At 67.1% G+C, this 18288-nt stretch carries 25 protein-coding genes, 1 tRNA gene and 1 pseudogene; 15 read left to right on the top strand and 12 right to left on the bottom strand.

Going from position 1 to position 18288, the window contains the following annotated elements:
- Positions 1-3 precede the first annotated feature (3 nt).
- The gene (locus ACWF4Z_RS20485) at positions 4-1416 is read left to right on the top strand and encodes an FAD-binding oxidoreductase (protein ID WP_452244678.1); all 1413 of its coding nucleotides are present in this window, start codon (positions 4-6) and stop codon (positions 1414-1416) included.
- Between the two features lie 6 nt (positions 1417-1422).
- On the opposite strand, the gene ACWF4Z_RS20490 is transcribed toward ACWF4Z_RS20485, so the two are convergent.
- Positions 1423-2280 (bottom strand): alpha/beta hydrolase, encoded by an 858-nt coding sequence (locus tag ACWF4Z_RS20490; RefSeq protein ID WP_452244679.1) that lies wholly within the window; start codon positions 2278-2280, stop codon positions 1423-1425.
- Positions 2277-2885: a GNAT family N-acetyltransferase gene (locus ACWF4Z_RS20495; protein ID WP_452244680.1), complete on the bottom strand. Its 609-nt coding sequence runs from the start codon at positions 2883-2885 to the stop codon at positions 2277-2279. The genes ACWF4Z_RS20490 and ACWF4Z_RS20495 overlap by 4 nt, the downstream gene beginning before the upstream one ends.
- Before the next feature lie 88 nt (positions 2886-2973).
- Here ACWF4Z_RS20495 and ACWF4Z_RS20500 point away from each other — a divergent pair, with 88 nt between their 5' ends.
- Entirely contained in the window at positions 2974-3891 is a 918-nt protein-coding gene (locus ACWF4Z_RS20500) for a GntR family transcriptional regulator (RefSeq protein WP_452244681.1), read from the top strand.
- A 5-nt stretch (positions 3892-3896) separates the two neighbouring features.
- On the opposite strand, the gene ACWF4Z_RS20505 is transcribed toward ACWF4Z_RS20500, so the two are convergent.
- A complete protein-coding gene (locus ACWF4Z_RS20505) occupies positions 3897-4451 on the bottom strand; it encodes a hypothetical protein (protein WP_452244682.1) in 555 nt (184 codons plus the stop codon).
- 152 nt (positions 4452-4603) lie between these two features.
- Here ACWF4Z_RS20505 and ACWF4Z_RS20510 point away from each other — a divergent pair, with 152 nt between their 5' ends.
- Entirely contained in the window at positions 4604-5833 is a 1230-nt protein-coding gene (locus ACWF4Z_RS20510) for a hypothetical protein (protein ID WP_452244683.1), read from the top strand.
- Positions 5834-5838: 5 nt separating this feature from the next.
- On the opposite strand, the gene ACWF4Z_RS20515 is transcribed toward ACWF4Z_RS20510, so the two are convergent.
- Positions 5839-6405 carry an NUDIX hydrolase gene (locus ACWF4Z_RS20515; RefSeq protein WP_452244684.1) on the bottom strand — a complete coding sequence of 189 codons (567 nt, stop codon included), beginning with the start codon at positions 6403-6405 and terminating at the stop codon, positions 5839-5841.
- 172 nt (positions 6406-6577) lie between these two features.
- Complete coding sequence (locus ACWF4Z_RS20520) at positions 6578-7051, bottom strand: MarR family winged helix-turn-helix transcriptional regulator (RefSeq protein ID WP_452244685.1); 474 nt, start codon at positions 7049-7051, stop codon at positions 6578-6580.
- A gap of 61 nt (positions 7052-7112) precedes the next feature.
- Here ACWF4Z_RS20520 and ACWF4Z_RS20525 point away from each other — a divergent pair, with 61 nt between their 5' ends.
- The 3 genes from ACWF4Z_RS20525 to ACWF4Z_RS20535 all read left to right on the top strand — a co-directional run bounded on the left by ACWF4Z_RS20525 (position 7113) and on the right by ACWF4Z_RS20535 (position 8907).
- A complete protein-coding gene (locus ACWF4Z_RS20525) occupies positions 7113-7589 on the top strand; it encodes an SRPBCC domain-containing protein (RefSeq protein WP_452244686.1) in 477 nt (158 codons plus the stop codon).
- 25 nt (positions 7590-7614) lie between these two features.
- A complete protein-coding gene (locus tag ACWF4Z_RS20530; RefSeq protein WP_452244687.1) occupies positions 7615-8076 on the top strand; it encodes a nitroreductase/quinone reductase family protein in 462 nt (153 codons plus the stop codon).
- A 444-nt stretch (positions 8077-8520) separates the two neighbouring features.
- Complete coding sequence (locus ACWF4Z_RS20535) at positions 8521-8907, top strand: hypothetical protein (RefSeq protein ID WP_452244688.1); 387 nt, start codon at positions 8521-8523, stop codon at positions 8905-8907.
- A 222-nt stretch (positions 8908-9129) separates the two neighbouring features.
- On the opposite strand, the gene ACWF4Z_RS20540 is transcribed toward ACWF4Z_RS20535, so the two are convergent.
- The gene (locus ACWF4Z_RS20540; protein WP_452244689.1) at positions 9130-9741 is read right to left on the bottom strand and encodes a hypothetical protein; all 612 of its coding nucleotides are present in this window, start codon (positions 9739-9741) and stop codon (positions 9130-9132) included.
- Between the two features lie 57 nt (positions 9742-9798).
- Here ACWF4Z_RS20540 and ACWF4Z_RS20545 point away from each other — a divergent pair, with 57 nt between their 5' ends.
- The 4 genes and pseudogenes from ACWF4Z_RS20545 to ACWF4Z_RS20560 all read left to right on the top strand — a co-directional run bounded on the left by ACWF4Z_RS20545 (position 9799) and on the right by ACWF4Z_RS20560 (position 11195).
- Positions 9799-10053, top strand: coding sequence for a type II toxin-antitoxin system Phd/YefM family antitoxin (locus ACWF4Z_RS20545; RefSeq protein ID WP_452244690.1), 255 nt, complete (start codon positions 9799-9801; stop codon positions 10051-10053).
- Complete coding sequence (locus tag ACWF4Z_RS20550) at positions 10050-10301, top strand: type II toxin-antitoxin system RelE family toxin (RefSeq protein WP_452244691.1); 252 nt, start codon at positions 10050-10052, stop codon at positions 10299-10301. The genes ACWF4Z_RS20545 and ACWF4Z_RS20550 overlap by 4 nt, the downstream gene beginning before the upstream one ends.
- 317 nt (positions 10302-10618) lie before the next feature.
- Positions 10619-10771: pseudogene (locus ACWF4Z_RS20555) on the top strand (TetR family transcriptional regulator); the annotation flags it as partial.
- A 169-nt stretch (positions 10772-10940) separates the two neighbouring features.
- Positions 10941-11195 carry a hypothetical protein gene (locus ACWF4Z_RS20560; protein WP_452244920.1) on the top strand — a complete coding sequence of 85 codons (255 nt, stop codon included), beginning with the start codon at positions 10941-10943 and terminating at the stop codon, positions 11193-11195.
- Between the two features lie 26 nt (positions 11196-11221).
- On the opposite strand, the gene ACWF4Z_RS20565 is transcribed toward ACWF4Z_RS20560, so the two are convergent.
- A tRNA-Arg gene (locus tag ACWF4Z_RS20565) sits at positions 11222-11294 on the bottom strand.
- 191 nt (positions 11295-11485) lie between these two features.
- Between ACWF4Z_RS20565 and ACWF4Z_RS20570 the strand changes: the two genes are divergently transcribed.
- On the top strand, positions 11486-12277 hold the full coding sequence (locus ACWF4Z_RS20570) for a class I SAM-dependent methyltransferase (RefSeq protein ID WP_452244692.1): 792 nt from the start codon (positions 11486-11488) through the stop codon (positions 12275-12277).
- 3 nt (positions 12278-12280) lie between these two features.
- On the opposite strand, the gene ACWF4Z_RS20575 is transcribed toward ACWF4Z_RS20570, so the two are convergent.
- The 4 genes from ACWF4Z_RS20575 to ACWF4Z_RS20590 all read right to left on the bottom strand — a co-directional run bounded on the left by ACWF4Z_RS20575 (position 12281) and on the right by ACWF4Z_RS20590 (position 15613).
- On the bottom strand, positions 12281-13582 hold the full coding sequence (locus ACWF4Z_RS20575; RefSeq protein WP_452244693.1) for a hypothetical protein: 1302 nt from the start codon (positions 13580-13582) through the stop codon (positions 12281-12283).
- Positions 13583-13682: 100 nt separating this feature from the next.
- Positions 13683-14282, bottom strand: coding sequence for an META domain-containing protein (locus tag ACWF4Z_RS20580; RefSeq protein WP_452244694.1), 600 nt, complete (start codon positions 14280-14282; stop codon positions 13683-13685).
- Positions 14279-14773: a SigE family RNA polymerase sigma factor gene (locus tag ACWF4Z_RS20585; RefSeq protein WP_452244695.1), complete on the bottom strand. Its 495-nt coding sequence runs from the start codon at positions 14771-14773 to the stop codon at positions 14279-14281. The genes ACWF4Z_RS20580 and ACWF4Z_RS20585 overlap by 4 nt, the downstream gene beginning before the upstream one ends.
- Positions 14774-15007: 234 nt before the next feature.
- Positions 15008-15613 carry a hypothetical protein gene (locus ACWF4Z_RS20590; protein WP_452244696.1) on the bottom strand — a complete coding sequence of 202 codons (606 nt, stop codon included), beginning with the start codon at positions 15611-15613 and terminating at the stop codon, positions 15008-15010.
- A gap of 201 nt (positions 15614-15814) precedes the next feature.
- Here ACWF4Z_RS20590 and ACWF4Z_RS20595 point away from each other — a divergent pair, with 201 nt between their 5' ends.
- Genes ACWF4Z_RS20595 through ACWF4Z_RS20610 form a run of 4 tightly spaced genes read left to right on the top strand, consistent with a single transcriptional unit; the run spans position 15815 to position 17774 of the window.
- Positions 15815-16498, top strand: coding sequence for a hypothetical protein (locus ACWF4Z_RS20595; RefSeq protein WP_452244697.1), 684 nt, complete (start codon positions 15815-15817; stop codon positions 16496-16498).
- Positions 16495-16635 (top strand): hypothetical protein, encoded by a 141-nt coding sequence (locus ACWF4Z_RS20600; RefSeq protein WP_452244698.1) that lies wholly within the window; start codon positions 16495-16497, stop codon positions 16633-16635. The genes ACWF4Z_RS20595 and ACWF4Z_RS20600 overlap by 4 nt, the downstream gene beginning before the upstream one ends.
- Positions 16636-16676: 41 nt before the next feature.
- Positions 16677-17279, top strand: coding sequence for an alpha/beta fold hydrolase (locus ACWF4Z_RS20605; RefSeq protein ID WP_452244699.1), 603 nt, complete (start codon positions 16677-16679; stop codon positions 17277-17279).
- An 18-nt stretch (positions 17280-17297) separates the two neighbouring features.
- Positions 17298-17774, top strand: a complete 477-nt coding sequence (locus ACWF4Z_RS20610) for a GNAT family N-acetyltransferase (protein WP_452244700.1) — start codon at positions 17298-17300, stop codon at positions 17772-17774.
- Between the two features lie 33 nt (positions 17775-17807).
- Here ACWF4Z_RS20610 and mscL read toward each other — a convergent pair whose 3' ends face one another.
- The gene (gene mscL / locus ACWF4Z_RS20615) at positions 17808-18215 is read right to left on the bottom strand and encodes a large conductance mechanosensitive channel protein MscL (protein ID WP_452244701.1); all 408 of its coding nucleotides are present in this window, start codon (positions 18213-18215) and stop codon (positions 17808-17810) included.
- Positions 18216-18288: the final 73 nt, after the last annotated feature.

The following is an 18288-nucleotide window of genomic DNA, read 5'->3' on the forward strand; positions in this document are numbered from 1 at the left end:
ACGGTGAGCCGAGGATCGGATCACATCACGTTGGGGGATTTTGTGAACAGCCAGAGTGGGCTCTCGCCCGAGCAGGTGCAGGCGCTTACGGACAGTATTTCGAGCCGGGTCGTCGTTCCGTCGGCCGCGGACTGGGAGGCGGAGCGGCACGCCTGGAACCTTGCCGTCGATCAGCAACCGGTGGCCGTCATCGATGTCGAGACGGCGGCGGATGTTGCGACCGTGGTGGCCTACGCGGCCGCTCAGGGGCTGACGGTTTCGGCGCAGGCACGCGGCCACGGTGCGTCGGTGGCGATCGACGGCACGATTCTGCTGCGCACGTTGGGCCTGCGGACGATCGAGATCGACCTCGCCGGCGGAACGGCGACAGTCGGCGCGGGCGTGCGGTGGGGTGAGCTCAACAAGGCGCTGAGCGGGACCGGCCTCAGCGGGCTGCCGGGGAGCAGTCCGGATATCAACGTGGTCGGGTACACGCTGGGTGGTGGGCTCAGCTGGTTCGGCCGCAAGTACGGGTTCGCCGCGAACAACGTCCGGCGGTTCGAGCTGGTCAATGCCCAGGGGACGCTCGTCTCGGTGACGCGGGCGTCCGACCCGGATCTGTTCTGGGCGCTGCGCGGTGGTGGCGGTGAGTTCGGGATCGTGACGGCGATTGAGCTCGAGCTCTTCGTCGTACCGGAGATCTTCGGCGGGCGTCTGCTGTGGCCGATCGAGCGGGCGCAGGAGGTGTTGCAGGCGTTCACCGAGGTGACGCGCGACGCGCCGGACGAGCTGACGTTGTGGTACTGGCTGTTCAATCTTCCGGACCTGCCGATCGTCCCGGAGTTGCTGCGCGGGCGGTGGATGGTCGCGATCGACTCAACCTATATCGGGACACCCGCGGCCGCGACGCCACTGCTCGCTCCGCTGCGTGCCGTGCCCGGCTGCGTGGCCGACCTCATCGACGTCGTACCGCTGGCGGAGATTACGTCGATCGCTGACGAGCCCGTCGATCCGCTGCCGGTACAGCTCGAGTCCGTGGTGCTGCGGGGTCTGGACGGTGGCGCCGCCGAGGCATTGCTCGAGGTTCTGGCGCCGGGATCGCCGTCACCGATCGCGCTGGTCGAGGTGCGCCACCTCGGCGGGGCGTTCGCCCAGGCGAGCGAGGGTCACGGGGCTGTGCAGCACATCGAGGATCCGTACGTCGCGATGGCCGCGGGGATCGTCGCCGTACCGGAGTTGGCGGCGCCGATCGCCGGGCAGCTCGGCGCCTTCCGCGCGGCGATGGCGCCGTACCAGGGCTCCCGCGTCGTCGCGAACTTCACCGAGGGGGAGACCGCGGAACGCGTCTACCCGGCCGACGTCCTCGAACGCCTACGCGCCATCAAGCACCAACGCGACCCCCACGGAGTCATCCGCGGCAACCGCCCCCTGTCCTGACACCCTTCAGCTCAGCAGGTCGGTGAAGATTTCTACCAGCTCGGGGCGTTCGAAGGGGCCGACGTGCGGGGCGGGGACGCTTCGTACGTCGGTCGGGTTGTCCGGAGTGAGCCGGTCCGCCTCAGCGATGAAGCGGTTCTGGAGTGCGAGGGGGATCAGCCGGTCCTGGGTGAAACGCACGTACGTGCGCGGGATTCGGCCCCACGTGTCCGCCTCGCCGCGGGCGTCCGCCAACGGGATGCTGACGGGCTCGTCGGGTTCGAGAAGGTTGAGCAGGCGGCCCATCTGCTCGTCGGTGAAGTCTCCGGCGAGGCACTGCTTGATGCCGTCGACGATCTTCGGATCGGCCGAACGCCAGTTCACCCGCGCCACCCCGACCACAGCCGGATCGGCGACCACGGCCTGCATCACCAAGGGGAGGAGGCTTTCGCTGTTCTCCGGTGTCCGGAGGTAGTCGGACATGCTCGGCAGCTCGACACAGCAGTACGCCGCCAGGTAGACGACCCGATCCAGCAGTTCGGGTACGGCGTTCCCGACCCTGCTGACCGTCACACCACCCTGGCTGGCGCCGGCCAGGATCACCGGGCCGTGTCGACGAGCACGTCGTACGACGTCGACCGCGCGCTCGACGTAGTCGTCGATGGTGAACTTGGCGTTCGGCGAGGGCTCGGTCGCGAGGCCTTCGAGATCCTGTGGGGCCTGGTACGAACGTGGAAAGAAGCCCTCGGTGCCATGGCCCGGGAGGTCGACGGCGACGCAGCGGTGGCCGCGCAGGGTGAGTTCGGTGATGAGGCCGGAGCAGAAGTACGACGACGAGTTGGTGCCGTGGACGAAGACCACGGTTGGTGCGTGTCTTGCGGTCATTGCGTTCTCCCTTTGCTGGCTGGGTTTGCGGATGGGCGCCACATCGGCCAGAGGAGCGGGCTGTCGGCGACGCGGATGGGGTCGCCGAGGTCCTCGAAGCCGTGGCGCGCGTAGAGGGCGCGGCTGCGGGGAGAGCTCGCTTCCAGGTATACGGCGAGCTGGTCGGCCTCGGTTCGTTCCAGCCGCTGGCGCAGCATCGCCGAGCCGAGACCTGCCCCTTGGCGATGCGCCAGGACTCCCATGCAGGCTAGGTAGAGGTGAGGTTCGTGGCGAGGATGGCGCTCGGCCAGGGCTTGTCCTAATGCCTGGAGGCGTGAGTCGTTTGGGCCGGCCGGGTCCTGGTTGCTCAGTTGTCCGTTGCCAGGGGCAATGTTCAGCCAGAGTGCGGCGGCCTCGTCGTGGTCGGTCAGGTAGGCCTCGGCGTCGGGTCGATCCAGGAGGTCGGCGTAGAAGAGTGGCTGGAGGCGGAGGCGTTCGCTTGGTGCGGGGAAGAGCCAGCGAACCAGGGGATCGTCCAGGAAGGCTTCGGTGAGGACGGTCTCCACTGCGTGCCGATCGCCGTCGTTCGCCCGCCGGATGCGTGCGTACAGTGTATGCTCGGTCATGCGTACACTGTATTTACTTCGGTCTTGATTCTCTTGTTTTGCAGGGGAAAAGTGTTTCGGTGGACTAGTACATTCGTCGGGAGGTTCGATGACGCGGGCGGAACCGCCGTACCGGCGGATCGTTGAGGAGCTCCGCGGCCGCATCCTGTCCGGCGAGCTGCGGCCGGGCGAGCGGATCCCGTCGGTCCGGCAGCTCGCTCAGCGGTGGGGCGTCGCGATCGCGACCGCGACCCGAGCGATGGCGACGCTGCGGGACGAGGGATTGGTCGAGGCTACGGTCGGTTCCGGGACGGTGGTCAGTAGTCGCGCGCGCCGGCATCCGGCGGTCGGGTCCCCGCGCCGAGTCGCCGTTCGGAAGCAGCCACTCAGCCGGGGGAGTGTGCTCCGGGCCGCGATCGCGATCGCCGACGTCGAGGGGCTTGATGCGGTCTCGATGCGACGGCTGGCGGCTGACCTCGGGGTCGGTCCGATGTCGCTGTACCGGCACGTTGCCAACAAGGACGAACTGGTCATGGAGATGGCCGACGAGGTCTTCGGCACCGTGGATCTGCCGGTCCCCGGTCCGCCCGGATGGCGCGCCAAGCTCGAGCTGATCGCCCGTCGGCAGTGGGAGCTGTGTCACCGGCACCTCTGGTTGCCGAGGGCGGTGTCGTTCACCCGGCCGATGATGGTGCCCGCCATGATGGCCCACACCGAGTGGACCCTCCGCGCGCTCGACGGTCTCGACCTGCCAATGACGATCCGGATCCGCGAGGCGCTCACGCTGCACGGACTCGTCGTCACCGCCGCGTTGTCCGTTGCGAACGAAATCGAGTCCGAGCAGGAGACCGGCGTGACGCTGGACGGCTGGTGGTCAGCCCAGCGCGAGCGCTCCGACCAACTCCTCAGCAGCGGCCGATTCCCCTTACTGGCAACGATTCCGGCTGATGCGGCGTCGGACCTGGAGGGATTGTTCGAGTACGCCCTGGCCCGCCACCTCGACGGCTTCGCCGCGTTACTCGCCTGACTGGTTCAGGGTTTGGGGCTGCTGGTTCGGCGGAAGCGGGAGCGGAACTTGGCGTCGTACTCGAGCCGCACGAATCCGGAGGAGTGCACGCCGGTCGCGATGAAGCCCATGGCCAGGAACACGATGCCCGCGGCCGTCGAGATGTGCCAGAACGCCGCCGTGATGCCGACGAACGCCGAGCCCTGGGCGACTGCCTTGGCCACCGCGACGAGCGGCGACTTGCTGGCCCGGCGGCGAAACTCCTCCTGCCGGTTCAGCACCAGCAGCGCGGCCAACAACGGAATCGACACCGCGAACGCGATCACACACACCGTCGCCGGCAGGTCCAGCGAGTCCTCGCTCAGAAACGGCTGAACCACCACCAACCCCGCAGCCGCCAGCCCGCCATAAATCAGGTTCGACTGCCGAATCCACTCCGCCTGCGCCGCCGGCTCGGAAGCGGCCTCCTCGGCCTCCTGCCGGATCCGCTCAGCCTCCATCAACGCCGCCTCCGCAACCACCGACTCCTCGGTGCCCGCCTCCATCGACTGTGTCTGCTTAACCAGCGGCTCCTCGTCCATGGCCCTATTCTCAAGTGTCGCGGCGGCGCTCCGATCCTGGGGGAGGACTGAGTCGACTGTTAACGGGGACCTTCTCTCGGTAACATCTTGGGCTCTTGGGCTCTTGGCGATAGGGGTGGTCAGGTGAATACGCGGCTCGGGACGGGACAGCGGTGATCTCCAGGGAACCGGCGCGCGCGGTCTACTTCGCCGAGGGGGAGCACCACGATCCCGGGTCTCCGAAGGGACCGGAAGCGCTCCGGGCGAGTTTGCTTCTGCACCTGCTGTTCGCGCCGAAGGTGGTGATCGGAGATTCGCAGGCGCTGAACAACCCGACCTTCAGAGCGCTCGTGTCCGATCCGCACGGCGAACCGCTGGAGACCAGCGACATCACCGGGCTGCTCGTCGACGGAGACCTCGTCGTCGCGAGGCGGGCCGGCCGTAGCTTCGAAGAGGTACGTGCCGATCACGTCGATCGAGGGGTTCAGGACACACCTCCGCCCGGCTATGCGCGCTTTCTCGACACTGTCGCCGGTGCACAGGAGTGGACGTGGGAAGAGAGCGCCGTTGCGGAGGAGTTCAAGGCCAACACCGCGCAGCGGCTCGAGGAGCTAGGCGCGGACAGCGAGCCGACGCTGGCCGCCGTACGTGACTGGATTCTGTCCCGCGACCGGTTGCTCTACGGCGACCTCAGGCAGTACCTCGGCGAGGTCGACGCTTCGACGAGGAGCCTGGTGGACGAGTTGGCCGGCATCGAGTACCGGATGAGTCTGCCGAATGCGTTGCAGTTGCCAACCGCGGACTCGGCGACGAGCCGATCCAGCCCGCTCGTCTACCTGACGATGGACAACGAGCTCCAGCGCACACCGGTGGCAGAGTTTCCGTGCTGGGTCCTCAGACCGGACGTCCTCGCGAAGCTGCCGGTTACGGCCGTGCGGCACGTATCGGGCCTCGATGCGAGTCGGGAGGTCAAGGCGCAGCTCGGCCGGATCGAGGTCGGCCTCGAGCCCGACGTACACCGGTTCGTCGGTGCTCTGGAAGAGCTGGTCAACAACCTGCAGCACGCGGTGCTGCAGGTCGCGGCAGGCAAGGACGCCGACGCGTTGACGCAGATCCGGGAACAGCGGACGCGCTTGCGGCTGTGGAAGGCTCCAACGTCGACTGTCGCGTCGGCTCTGTTGGGTCTGGGCTGGGAGCTCAGTGTCGACAACGCACCCAATCTTCCGGCCGTCATCGGGCAGATGGTCGCGTTTGGGTGGGCCGTCAAGCAGGATGTCGCGCGAGCGCGCAAGGAGGCTCGGGAGAAAGAGAATCAGTGGCTCCGTCTTGGGGAGCGGCTGAGATCACCGCAGACCCCGACGACGGACGCGGTGATCAATCGGATTCTGCTTCCGCCGGACTGAAGGATTCACTGCGAGGTACGGCGAACGGCTTGGCACAGCGCATACGCGGCGATACTGATGCTGCACTGGATCGAGCCGTCAGCCACCTTGCGGAGAACCTCGTCATCCGTCAGCCAGACCGCCGGGATCACCGACTCCATCACCTCAGCTGCCGGCCGCAGATCGCTCTGCTGCGGGTCCGCGATGAAGGCCTCCACCACCGTTGCGACGTTCTCGATCAGGCCGGTCTCGGGGTAGATCGTCCCGCGTTCGATTGCGCTGTCGGCGACGTACCCGGACTCTTCCAGCAGCTCTCGCAACGCTCCCTGAGAGGCGGTCTCTCCCGGTTCGCGACCGCCACGTGGTAGCTCGAGGGACATGACGTTCGGTGGATATCTGTAGGCGCCGACAAACAGGGTCCCGGCCGTACTTCGGGCGACGACCACGACACCGTCTGCGCCCCAGCGCCAGCGCAGGTAGCGCCCGGCAGCCCCCGACGGCGCCTCGACGTCATCGTCGAACAGGTCGCCGTACGCACTGGAGTAGACGACGTTCGCCCGCTTGCGAACGATCGGCTCAGGCCGCAGATCCATCCCAGCATCCTGCTCGATGCCTCAACCCACAGCAACCACCACCCCGACGAGCCCTGGTCCCATCACCAGGCAGATCGGTACTGCACGCCCGCGCCATCGCGGAGCCAATGTCACTTCCTGCAAAGTCGTTGACACCACGCTGAGTACCTGTGGTGATGCTTTCTGTACACACCTACGCGTCACGGCTGATCCTGGTCCGGTCGTCGACCTTGGCAAGGGCTTGGATCAAGGCCTGCAGGTCTGACCGGTCGAGTGGAGCGAGCGGCCCGGCGTCGTTGACGAGGTTGTGCCAGAACTGGTTGCGCAGGCGTTCGCCCTCGGCAGTGAGGACGACGGCCTTGACCCGGCGGTCGTCAGGGTGCGCCCGGCGTTCGAGGATGCCACGTCCGGCGAGCCGGTCGACGAGGGTGGTGAGGTTCGAGGCGTCGTACTGCAGCTGCTGGGCGAGCTTGCGCATCGGGGTCGCCTCGCCGACGGTGAGGCGGAGCAGGGCCTTGGCTTGGACACCGGTCAGCCCGAGTGCGGCGGCGTGCGCCGCCCAGTGCTGACGAAGTTGCTCCGCCACCGCGAGCATCCGAAGGTCGGCATCCAGCACCAGGGCGAGATGCGGGTCGTGCGGCGTGGGCATGTCCCGGTAGGTAGCCATCGTGGGATTCTATGTGCAATATAGTGGTGGTGTACCACTATCTAGTGTCGAGGTGCGTAGAGTGATCGAAATACCCGATGTGCAAAAGACGATCACCGTGCCGGCGCCGGTGGAGCGGGCGTTCGCGGTCTTCGTGGAGCGGCCCGGCGAGTGGCTGCCGCCCGAGCATGCGTTCATCCGGGGCGAATCGGAGGTCGTGATCGAACCGCGGCTTGGCGGACGCTTCTATGAGCGCGGCGCGGACGGCAGCGAGGCGGTTCGCGGCACGGTGCTCGCCTGGGAACCACCGCACCGGCTGACGGTGACTTGGCGGGTCGGTGCAGGGTGGCGGCCCGTGCTCGATGACGAGAGCGCCAGTCGCATCGCCATCGAATTCACCTCGGCCGGCGCCACGGCGACCGAGGTCACGTTCGCGTACCGGGAGCTGCACCGGCACGGCGCCATGGCCGAGCACATCCACGCCGCACTGTCGGTTCCCGGCCCAGGCGAGAGCCTGCGCCGATACGCCGACGTGGTGGCCCAGCACGCGGCCGGCTGACGGCCGCAGCGGTGCCGATCAACGAATGAGCGACCCGAACCAGCGAATCGTCGAGATCTTCCGCACGAGCGGCGGCACGGTCGGCGGCATGTTCACCGGGATGCCGCTGCTGCTGCTCACCTCCACGGGAGCCCGCAGCGGCCGGCGGCACACCGTGCCGCTCACCTACCTGGCCGATGGCGCGTCCTGCGTCGTCGCCGCGGCCGCGGCCGGCGCCAGCAGGAACCCGGCCTGGTACCACAACCTGTTCGCCCGCCCGGCGGTATCCGTTGAGATCGGAGACCGGATGCTGGATGCGACCGCCCGGATCGCCACCGGCACCGAGCGCGAGCGGCTGTTCGGTCGTCTCGCTGCCGAGTACCCGCAGCTCGCCTCTTACCAGGCCAGGACCGCACGCCTGATCCCGATGGTCGTGCTCACCCCGGCTCCACCCGCCGACAGGATGAGGCCTCCCGATGGTGCCGGCAGGGGTAGTTCGTCAGCGTAGGCTCAGTCGGGCCGCGCTTCACCCATCAAGAGATCCGCACGTTCGCCGTCACTCAGCCTAGTAGGCACGTGTCAGCTCGCCACCATCGAGAACTCCCTGCGGCTGCAGCACCATCGGACTGACACCCTGGTCGGCCTCGCGCGCCTTGGCTGAACACGATGGGTCCTGGCGGCGCCTACCCCGGAGACGTCATTGCCTATAGTCAGCATCGCGGTGCAGTTTCCTCGGGAACTTATGCTGGTGAATGTGTATGGGTGCCGGTCACCGAGATCAGCAGTAACTGCAGGCCTCGCTGATCCTGCCCTGGCCAGGCGTCGAGTGAGGCCCCGAGCGTCAAGGGCCACGGACCCTTCCTCGACCGCGGACGCCTGGAGGTACCCGCGGCTCGAGGTTGCCGGCCCGCTCGATGATCGGTTGCTCAGAGACGGTGCTGGAGATGATCCGATGAATCGTGACGAGAAGCGGATCCGCGATACTGCACCGCCCGGTCTGACTGTTCAACTCAAGGTGCCTACAGTGTGGATGCAGGCTGCGTTGTCCGGGACTCTCGAGATCGACGCTTCCACAAACTGCCTGGTGGTCCGCACCCCGATGGGTACCGGTGCCGACACCGAGCGACTCGTCGACATCGATGTGGCCTGGCCTCCAGGCTGGCGTGTCGCACTCCTTGACGGCACACCCGCCCTGATTGACGCAAACGGACAAGTCGCCTGCCGGCTAGGCGATGAGATAACCGTCGGTGGCGGCTTCATAGAAACAAGCCGAATTGGCATCGTCTCGTGCACAGGCAAAGCGGGCGTATTCGAGGCGTCCGGGCTCGAGCGCACTTGAGCGAACTTGTCGAAGCCCGCCGAGGCGCCCAGTCCTCATAACCCAGCACTACTCACGAACCAGAGCCAGTCGTCGCAGTCGCCAATCCCTCTGTGGACAGGAATACCGCATACTTCGAATATGGACTCGTTGCCAGTCCATCGGTTCTGCCAGAAGCGTGACACGCGGCTGAAGGTCGAGAGGGTGGTCGTGGTGGTCTGGCTGCCGTTCGGCCACTGACGTTCAGCCCGAGGCAGACCTTCGCTGCTGCCCCTCGGCAGCGTGCTCACCGCGCCGGGTTCCGCGCGTCGTTGAGACATGGACAGCGGCCGCCGCGAAAGGCAGCGCCCGAAGCACTGGTCCGTGTCGGACCGCCGCCACAGCCCACGGAGCGTACGGCTTCGGCCAGCCGGTCACCGACGGCCGACTCGAACGCGGTACCGCCCAGCGCCACGTCCAGGCAAATGTCGCTGTCACGCCGGAGACGTAGCCAGGCAGGCCGGGCCGCTCGCGACCTCCCGCGGCCATTGCCTCCGCCTGCGCGGCTTCCCGATCGATCAGCTCCTCATAAGCGGGCTCGTGATTACGGGACGCCGGTGCCGGTGCAACATCACCACGACGCCCGTTCACCGGTGCGTCGTACCGGACGCCGTCGTCGGCAATCCAGCGGCAGGTCCACACCACGCCCGTCACGTACCCGTCCTCGTGGCCCTGTGCTTTGAGGGCATCGGCTCGCTGCTCGGCCGCCAGCCAGACACGGGCGAAGTCCGGGATCCGCACACCACGAAGATGCTCACGCCGGATCCGCTCGAAGTCGCTGCCCGTCAGCTCGATATCACAAACGATCCCACGCACCACCGACACTCGCCACAGATAGAGCAATAATCATTAACAATGTGTACAGTTCTGTACATGTCGGAGACGCTGCCAATCTCGGAAGCCCGAGGACAACTCGGAGCACTGGTACGCCGAGCATCAACCCGCCGGGAACGAACGACGATCACCGACCACGGCGAGCCTGCCGCGGTGATCATCAATGCCCAAGAACTCGAAGACCTCGAGGACCAGCTCGCGCTCGCGCAGTACCAGGCAGACAAGGCCACCGGGCAGCTCCGCACCGTTCCCCACAGTGAGGCTAGGCGCCGTCTCGGCATGAGCCAGGCGTGACCTACGAGATCGTCTGGAGCGAGCGTGCCCTCGATCAAGCCGCTGGCTTCCTCGCCGACGACCCCGACGGACTGGCCCAGCTGATGGCCGCGGTCGACCTGCTCGCTGACGAGCCTCGCCCGGACGGCACGGCGGAATACGGCTCACCCGACGTACGCCGGATGCACATAGCCCGCTACCGGGTCCTGTACGACGTGAACGAGACCAGCGTGACTGTCGTCGTCATCCACGCGGGCCGGACCAGCTGACCACGACCTGACGTGAGCCAGGTGGGCCGAGCTGGGCGTCAAGTTCTCGTGCCTACTTTCCCCCGCCAATCTGCGGAGTTTGTTGGCACAGATTCGCGGGCCAAACCTGGCGCGAATCCGTCCGCGAAATCCCAGCGCAAATCCGATATCAATCCAGCGCTGATGCACAACTAGCTGGCCAACGCAACCGCTTCATTGAGATGCCACCGGTCCGTCGTGATCATCACCTCGGGGGCACCGGCGTCTCCTGTTCGCCTCGTTGTGTCAGTCACTGACGCTACCACGTGACGTCAGTGACTGACGGATAGACTGCCGTCGTGCCACGCAGCGGAGAACAAGTACGCCGGCGCCTGCAGGAGGCCGCACTGGCGCTGTACCGCGAGCGCGGGTACGACGCGACCACCGCGGCCGAGATCGCCGCCGCGGCGGGCGTGACCGAACGCACCTACTTCCGGCACTTCCCGGACAAGCGCGAGGTCCTGTTCGACGGCGAGGACATCTTCAGCACGACCTTGGCGCAGGCCATCGCGGACGTCCCCGGCGACGCCCCGCCACTCGAGGTCCTAGCTCAGGCGTTCGCCACCATGCTCCCGCTGCTGGAACTGAACCGCCCCTTCGCCACACCCCCGCAGCGAACTGATCGCCGCCCACCCAGCCCTCCGCGAACGAGAGCTAGCCAAAGTCGCAACCGTCCAACAAGCAGCAACCCAAGCCCTGACAGCCCGAGGCGCCCCACCTCGCCAAGCAACCCTCGCCGCCCACATAGCCCTAGCCGCCTTCACCCAGGCCCTAACCCAACGGACCCCCAACCCCAACGCCAACTTCCCCGCCCTACTAACCGAAGCCTTCAACGACCTACGAGCCCTAACAATGAACAAGCCCCGAACCCGCTGAGGGTTCGGAGCTGGGACGTCACAAGGTGCCCCCGGCAGGATTCGAACCTGCGACGCACGGTTTAGGAAACCGACGCTCTATCCCCTGAGCTACGGGGGCGCACGTGCCGGGGACAGCTTAGCGGAGGGGAGGCGCGGGGTTGGTCACGCCGTTCGTGAGGGTCGCGAGGGGCTCGGGGGCAGGGAAGGGGGGCCTTGGGGGCAGGGTTTGGGGGTTGGAGCGGAAACCGCGGGTGCAGGTGGGGGCGTACGGGTGACTATGGCTTGATTACTGCGGTTGCTGGGGGATTGATGGCTACTTCTGTGCGTGGGGAGAAGTACGGGGACGAGCTGTTCAGCTCGGTTCGGGATCATGAGTTCGAGCGGTTGGACGCGTTGTCGCGGGCGTTCAACGACGCGAGTTTCAGACACCTCGCGGCGATTGAGTTGCCGTCGGGAGCGCGCTGCCTCGATGTCGGTGCCGGCACGGGGGACGTGGTGCGGTGGCTGGCTGGGCACGTTCCTGCTGGGGAGGTTGTCGCCCTGGATCGGGATCCGGTGTGTCTGCAGGCCGAACCGAACCTCACGGTGCTTCAGGCCGATGTCACCGATTCGCTGACCGATCTCGGCAAGTTCGATCTCATTCATTCCAGGTTCGTGTTGATGCATCTGCGGGATCGCGACGAGGTGCTGGAACGACTCGTTTCGTGGTTGCGACCGGGTGGTGTGCTGGTGCTGAGCGATGCGGCTGATCTGGGTACGGCGTCGTCGCCGCACGCCGGGTATCGCACCACCATGCTCGGTTTGTACGCCGCGATCCTGGCGACCATCGGCAGCGACATCAACCAGGGCCGGCGGTACCCGGGACTGCTCGTGGACCAAGGGCTGACCGACATAGGCCTGGCCGTGGACGTCCCGGTTGTGGAGGCAAACGCTCCGATCGCCGAGTTCTGGCTGCAGACACTGCGGCAGGTGCGGCCGCGCATCATCGATGCCGGACTGGCTGATGTGCAGTCCGTCGACGACACAGAGGCCTATCTCGTGGCCCCGGATACCCGGGACCTCTCGATCGGGATGCTGACCGCCTGGGGCCGCAAACCCTGACGGTCAGCCTGTGAGGGCGTAGACGCCGAGGTGGCCGGCTATTGAGGCGTAGCGTTCGGCGTAGAGGGTTGTGCAGCGGGAGGAGGCGCAGCCCGCGCCGGCGAAGGCGATGCCGCGGATGGTTGCGGTCGTCGAGCTGGGGCGGCTGTAGAGCGGGCCGCCGGAGTCGCCGCCGATGATCGCGACCAGACCGCCGCGGGTGGCGCGGATGACGTACGTCGTGCAGCCGTCGGTGTCGCAGTACTTCGCTGACGTCGAACGGACCGTGATCCCACAGACCGACGTGCTGAAGCTGCCGGACTGGCAGACGACCGTGCCGACGCCCGGGTCGGCGCCGCCCTTGACGGTGCGGGTGTTGGCCGCGTCGCCAGGCCCGTCTGTCCAGATCTTCGCACCGTAGCTGCTGCCGGTGAGCAGGGACTGGTCGTAGTCGGGGTAGTTCGTCCGGACTGCTGTGGTGCCGTAGTAGTTCGGACCGGAATTCCACACCGTCCCCTGCGCGCCACAGTGGCCGGCGGTGACTGAGCCACGCTGCTTGTTCGAACGCCGTACGACGGAGAAGCCGGCTGAGCAGTTCTTCAGCGACGAGGTGATCCGGGCGCCACCCCAGTGACCGCCCTTGGGCGTGTCACTCAGCCGGGACGTCCGCATGAGCGAACCGGCCACGAGTTGTACGCCGGACAGCCCTTGGAGGCCCTCGAGTGATGCGGGGGAGGTGCTCGCCTTGTCGTACTCGATCACGATGTTCTCGGTGACCGGGTCGAGGTCGGCGGCGAACGTCGTACGCGCGGCGTCGTCGGACCAGGACCGTGCGCCGACCGTGTTCCAGGCGTCGGCGATCGCTTGGGCCGATCGGCAGCTGCGCTCGATCCGGACCAGCTGCTTGCCGGCGGCCGGGACGCTGCGGGCGACGGCAGCCTGGTACTTCTTCGCGTCCAGCTTCGCGCTGTCCACGACGACCTTGTAGCCGGTCGTGGACGTGCCGACCACGCCGATCACGCCCTGACTCAATCCGTACGGCAACCCGGACTTCGGCCGGCCGGTCACGTCGAGCGGTTCGAGCGAGCGGACGGCGGCGGTGATCCCGTCGCCGAGCGTCTCGCCGAGCGGCCTCGGGTCTTTGGTGGACGTCGGCTGTGAGAGGCGCTTCGACTCGGTCGAGCTCGCGCTCGGCTGAGCGTGCGAGCACGCCGCCGCGTCAGCCGAAGAATCGGCTGCCGAGGGCCCTGCAGAGGCGGTAAGACCGACTGCGAAGAGTGAGACTGAGCCTAGTGTCAGTAGCGGGACGGTGGCTGAGAGTCGCACGTAGCTCCCCGGATCGATGGACTGGCCGCAGACCATCGTCCGGGTAGTGGCTCCTCTCAGTCAAGTTGCGATCACCGTCCGCAAGCAGAAATGGCTACCCTCAGCGAGCATACTTGGCAAGTTCGTGCCCGTCGGCGGCGAAGAACTGCAGCGTGTCGCCGTCGACCGCGACCCGCTTGGCCGCGACCAGTACGCCGGTGTGCGCGACGTTGTCGCAGCCGACCAGACGCTGCGGGCCGGCGGTCGCAGCGAACTCACCGCGCTGACCGATGGTGAACGTCCCCTGCAACGGGTTGCAGCCGTCGGAGCCGCCCCACGTCCCGTCCGGCCGGAGCACCAGCACCGGATCGTCCGGCTGGTTCCCCTTCACGAACTTGGCTCCGGCGATCGAGACCATCCGCCACGTCCCGGCCACAGTGTTGGAGGTCGGCGGCTCCGGCGCCGCAGTGGTCGCGGCCGGCGTCTCCGGGCCCGCGACCGGTGGCTGCACCGGCTTGTTGTTCGAACCGGCCAGGCCGAAGCCCGCCACGGCGATCGCAGCGACCGCGACGGCGGCCGTTCCAGACACGATCCAGGTACGGCGCTGGGCCCGGCGCGCACCCGTGGTCGCACGCTCGGTCAGACCGTTGGCCTGCGGCACGGAGGCCGCGGCGCGGTCGAAGGTTCCCCGCAGGTCATCCTCGAGATCGGTGTTGCTCACGACAACCTCTCATCAACACGGTTGGAATGCGTGGTTTTGCGTAACGTGGCCAGGGCTCTGCTGGCCGTCGCGCGGACGGAGGACGGTTTGATGCCGAGCACCTCGGCGATCGTGTTGTCGTCCAGGTCCTCGTAGTAGCGCAGGACCAGCACGACCCTCTCCCGGGCCGACAACGTGGCGAGCGCGCGCCACAGGTTGTCGGAGTTCACCACGTCGGTGGCGGGGTCGGGCACGGTGCGACGCGGGTCGATATCGGCCGTCGGCGCTTCGCCGAACGACCGCCGCCGCGTCATCGACAGGTACGCGTTGATCAGCGTCCGCCGGACGTAGTTGTGCGGATCGTCCACCTTCCGCACCTTGCGCCAGGACCGGAACGCCTGCATCAAAGCGATCTGGGCCAGATCCTCCGCTCGCTGGTAATCCCCGGAGACGGTGAACCCGAGCCGCACCAGTTCCTGCCCACGGGCGGATACATACTCCTCGAACTCCACTCGCCACTCCCTGGCTGGGCGTACAACACCTCACGTCTATTAGACGCATCGAGGGTCTCAGGGTGCTGCAACCGTTCACGCACAGTTGGATCTCACCGCGAGAGTCGATGGACTAGACCAATAGGTACAGCGAGACCGCAACCTGCCTCGCGGGTCGACCTCGGGAGGGACCCGCAAGGCAGGCGCGGCTTGACCCCGGTCCGGACGGCTTCGGGGGGCGCGTCCGGCGCGGGATCAGCGCAGGCCGAGCGACTTGATCAGCTCGGGTGGGGCTTGCCTGGGCGCCGGCAGCTCGCCGGGTTTGCCTTGGCCTTCCAGGGAGGTCGCCACCAGGCGACGGCAGCCGTAGGCCTCGACGGTGTAGGAAAGTACGCCGCGGTCGTTGTCGGTGAACCGCAGCACGTAGGTCGCGCCGAGCTCCTCGGTGCAGACGGCCGGTTTCTTCGCCACCGGCTTCGCTGCGTTGACGAGAGCGAACAACTCGGTCGCCTGCTTGGCGTTGCGTTTGGTGGTCACGGTCGCGTAGGCCGGTCCGGTGGCCTGCGCGTCGAACTGGCAGATCGTCACACTGACCGGTTTTAACAGAGAGGTCGCGGCGCCCTTGCCCCAGACCACTTTGTCGGTGGCGGCGCGGACCGCCGCGATGGTGTCGGGGCAGTCCATGCTCGGGGTGCCGCTGGGGGTGGGCGACGGGGTAGGCGAGCCGGGGGTAGTCGGCGTGTTCGTGGGCTGGGCGGCGGGCGGGGACGTGGAGCTCTCGTTACCGCAGGCGGCGGTAAGACCGAGCACAGCCACGACGAACGTCGCACCGATCAGGCCCCGGGTCCGTAGTGCACTCACGACTGGGTCCTTCCGGGTTGGCAAGGTCACCCATGATGGTCGACCGGAGTCACGTCCCGCGTGCCAGAACATCACGGCGGCGCGTCTATCCGGTCACGCCCGCGGATCGTTCGGCAACCGTGGCCCAGCTGTAACGTGCACGCCCTTGGTCCGCCACCGACCGGGCTGCCGTGGGCCGGGGTCCGGAATACGATGCTTGGCGTGGGCCGGAAGAAAACTGACGATGCCGTGACGGCGCAGCGGAAGCGGGACGAATGGCAGCTCGGCGTCGACTGGGCGCGCTGGCTGATCGCGGGCCAGTCTCCGCAGCCGCTGACGACGTACGGCCTCGTGCTCGAGCCCGGTGAGGTCGCCTACCTCAACACTCCCGCGCACTATGCGCGTCTGTACGGCGGCAGTGGTCGCTACACCCAGAGTGGCGGCGTCTTCATAGGCAAGCCTGCGCTGGTGCTGGGGATGATGGCCGCCACCGCCGCGGTGAACGCGAGCCGCAAAGCGGCGGCGAAGCGAAACACGCAGTTGATGTGGCGCGATCTGCAGGAACTGCCGACGATCGCCACCAACTACCGGCTGCTCTGTCACCTGCCGGCGAAGGGCTGGATGAGCTTCTACTACAGCGCAGTGCAGGAGTTCTACCCCGATCTGGAGAACTGGATGATCACGTTCGGTTTCCAGAACGCCGAGCCGTTGCGGCTGTCCGGACTGGCCACGCCGACACTGTCCGTACTGACGTCGTGGTGCGTGCTCGGAAAGGGCCGCTGGCAAGGCGAACCCGGGATTGCGCCCCTGATCGAGGCTGCCACCGGTCCGCAACTCGCACCTGAGGTGGTCCAGGGCGAAATCACTCCCGGAGAGCCCCGCCGACTCGGTAATCTGGAACCATGACGAGCCCGTACGAAGACGACGAGCCGCTGTTGCCCGAGCAGACCCGTGACGACGACCCGCGCACCTGGGGCGAGAACGACTTCAGCAGCGACGACGACGATCGCATCCTCAACGAGGTCCCACCCCACCACGGGTGAGCGCGTCCGTACTTCTCGTCCACGGTGGCCTCTGGGACGCCATGGACGCAGAAGCTTTCTGGGGTACGACGGGGATCGCCGGCCGACTCACGTCGTACGGACTCGACATGCTTGCGCCCGACCGACCGCGGGAGCCGAACGGGTGGGCCGCCGAGGTCCATGCACTGGGTGGGCCGCTGAGTGAACTCTCGGAGAGCCGGCAGGCGCCGCTGGCGATTGTTGGGGCGTCCAACGGGTGCACCGTGGCTGCCTTGTTGGCGTTGAAGTTTCCTGAGCTGGTCGATCGCCTCCTGTTCGCCTGGCCGGCGACTGGTGGGGATGCTGTGGTGGACGCACGAACCCGCGCGGGTCTGATCCAGCGCGGTTGTCCGGCAGCCGTCGCCGACGAGCTGCTCGCCGGTGGGGTGTTGCGGGGTGTGCCGGACGCCGATTTACCTACGCTGGCACGAATTCCGGTGGCGGTACTGCCGTCGGTCCCGGAGAATCCTTCTCACCAGCGGAAGACGGTCGACGCGTTGCTGCGGTCGATTCAGGGGAGTCGCGAGCTGGCCGGGTGTCCAGAACCACCGACTCCCAGCTTCCCGCCGTACCTGGATCAGTTCGTCCGATCGACCGTCGCCTTCCTGACTGGGTCGACTGCATGAACTGAGGGGGACGAAGGCGTGGAACTTCGGGGGTTTTCCGACGAGTACGCCGTTCCGGTCGCCGGCTGGGCCGTGGACGCGAAGGAAGTGGCGCTGCTGTCCGGACGGGTCGAGTACCCGTTCCCGGAGGAGCTGAAGGGGACCTGGCGTAAGGGCGACCCGGACATTCACTCCTATCTGCTGTTCGACGGTGCTGAACCGGTCGGGTACGGCGAAGTGTGGCTGGACGAGGAGGAGGACGAGGTCGAGCTCGCCCGGATCATCGTCGATCCCAAGGTCCGCGGCCGTGGGTTCGGCCGCGAACTCGTGCAGGCTTTGCTGGTGCCGGCGGTCGCAGTCGGGTTCTCGGAGGTGTTCCTGCGGGTCCGGCCGGAGAACGCGGTCGCGATCCGCACCTACCACCGGGTGGGATTCGTGGACGTTCCGGCCGGACTGATGGACGAGTGGAACCAGGATCAGCCCATCGCCTACCGCTGGATGCGCTTCGCGGGCTAGTAGAACGGCTAGTCCGGGAGCTAGCCGCCTAGCTCACGGCCGGGCGCGAAGGGCGTCGCGGATCTCGGTCAGCAGCTCCTGGTCCATGGTCAGCGGCGCAGGCTCGGCCTCGGTCTCCTGGCCGCGGGCGCGGCGCTCGGCGAGCTTGTTCAGCGGCATCACGATCAGGAAGTAGACAGCCGCGGCGACGAACAGGAAGTTCAGCGCGGCCTGCAGGATCAGACCGATCTTGAAGTCTGCACCGTTGAGGGTGAAGTTCCAGACACCGCTGATGTCCTGCTTGCCGAAGATCGCGGCGACCAGCGGGTTGATCAAGCCGCCCACGAACGCCGTGACGATCGCGCCGAACGCGGCTCCGATGACGACGGCGACCGCGAGGTCGACGACGTTTCCGCGCAGGATGAATTCCTTGAAGCCCTTGAGCATGTGGGTTGCCTCCACGAAGCGGGTGGTCTTGTACCCGAGTCAAGGTAGGACCACGGACCGCTGACGGCGAGGGACCGCGCCGGTCGAC

The organism is Kribbella sp. NPDC055071 (assembly GCF_053608045.1).

Coding starts and splice junctions, on each gene's coding strand:
- ACWF4Z_RS20490 (WP_452244679.1), bottom strand. CDS start 2,280: ATGACCGCAAGACACGCACCAACCGTGGTCTTCGTCCACGGCACCAAC.
- ACWF4Z_RS20495 (WP_452244680.1), bottom strand. CDS start 2,885: ATGACCGAGCATACACTGTACGCACGCATCCGGCGGGCGAACGACGGC.
- ACWF4Z_RS20500 (WP_452244681.1), top strand. CDS start 2,974: ATGACGCGGGCGGAACCGCCGTACCGGCGGATCGTTGAGGAGCTCCGC.
- ACWF4Z_RS20505 (WP_452244682.1), bottom strand. CDS start 4,451: ATGGACGAGGAGCCGCTGGTTAAGCAGACACAGTCGATGGAGGCGGGC.
- ACWF4Z_RS20515 (WP_452244684.1), bottom strand. CDS start 6,405: ATGGATCTGCGGCCTGAGCCGATCGTTCGCAAGCGGGCGAACGTCGTC.
- ACWF4Z_RS20520 (WP_452244685.1), bottom strand. CDS start 7,051: ATGGCTACCTACCGGGACATGCCCACGCCGCACGACCCGCATCTCGCC.
- ACWF4Z_RS20530 (WP_452244687.1), top strand. CDS start 7,615: ATGAGCGACCCGAACCAGCGAATCGTCGAGATCTTCCGCACGAGCGGC.
- ACWF4Z_RS20535 (WP_452244688.1), top strand. CDS start 8,521: ATGAATCGTGACGAGAAGCGGATCCGCGATACTGCACCGCCCGGTCTG.
- ACWF4Z_RS20545 (WP_452244690.1), top strand. CDS start 9,799: ATGTCGGAGACGCTGCCAATCTCGGAAGCCCGAGGACAACTCGGAGCA.
- ACWF4Z_RS20570 (WP_452244692.1), top strand. CDS start 11,486: ATGGCTACTTCTGTGCGTGGGGAGAAGTACGGGGACGAGCTGTTCAGC.
- ACWF4Z_RS20600 (WP_452244698.1), top strand. CDS start 16,495: ATGACGAGCCCGTACGAAGACGACGAGCCGCTGTTGCCCGAGCAGACC.
- ACWF4Z_RS20605 (WP_452244699.1), top strand. CDS start 16,677: ATGGACGCAGAAGCTTTCTGGGGTACGACGGGGATCGCCGGCCGACTC.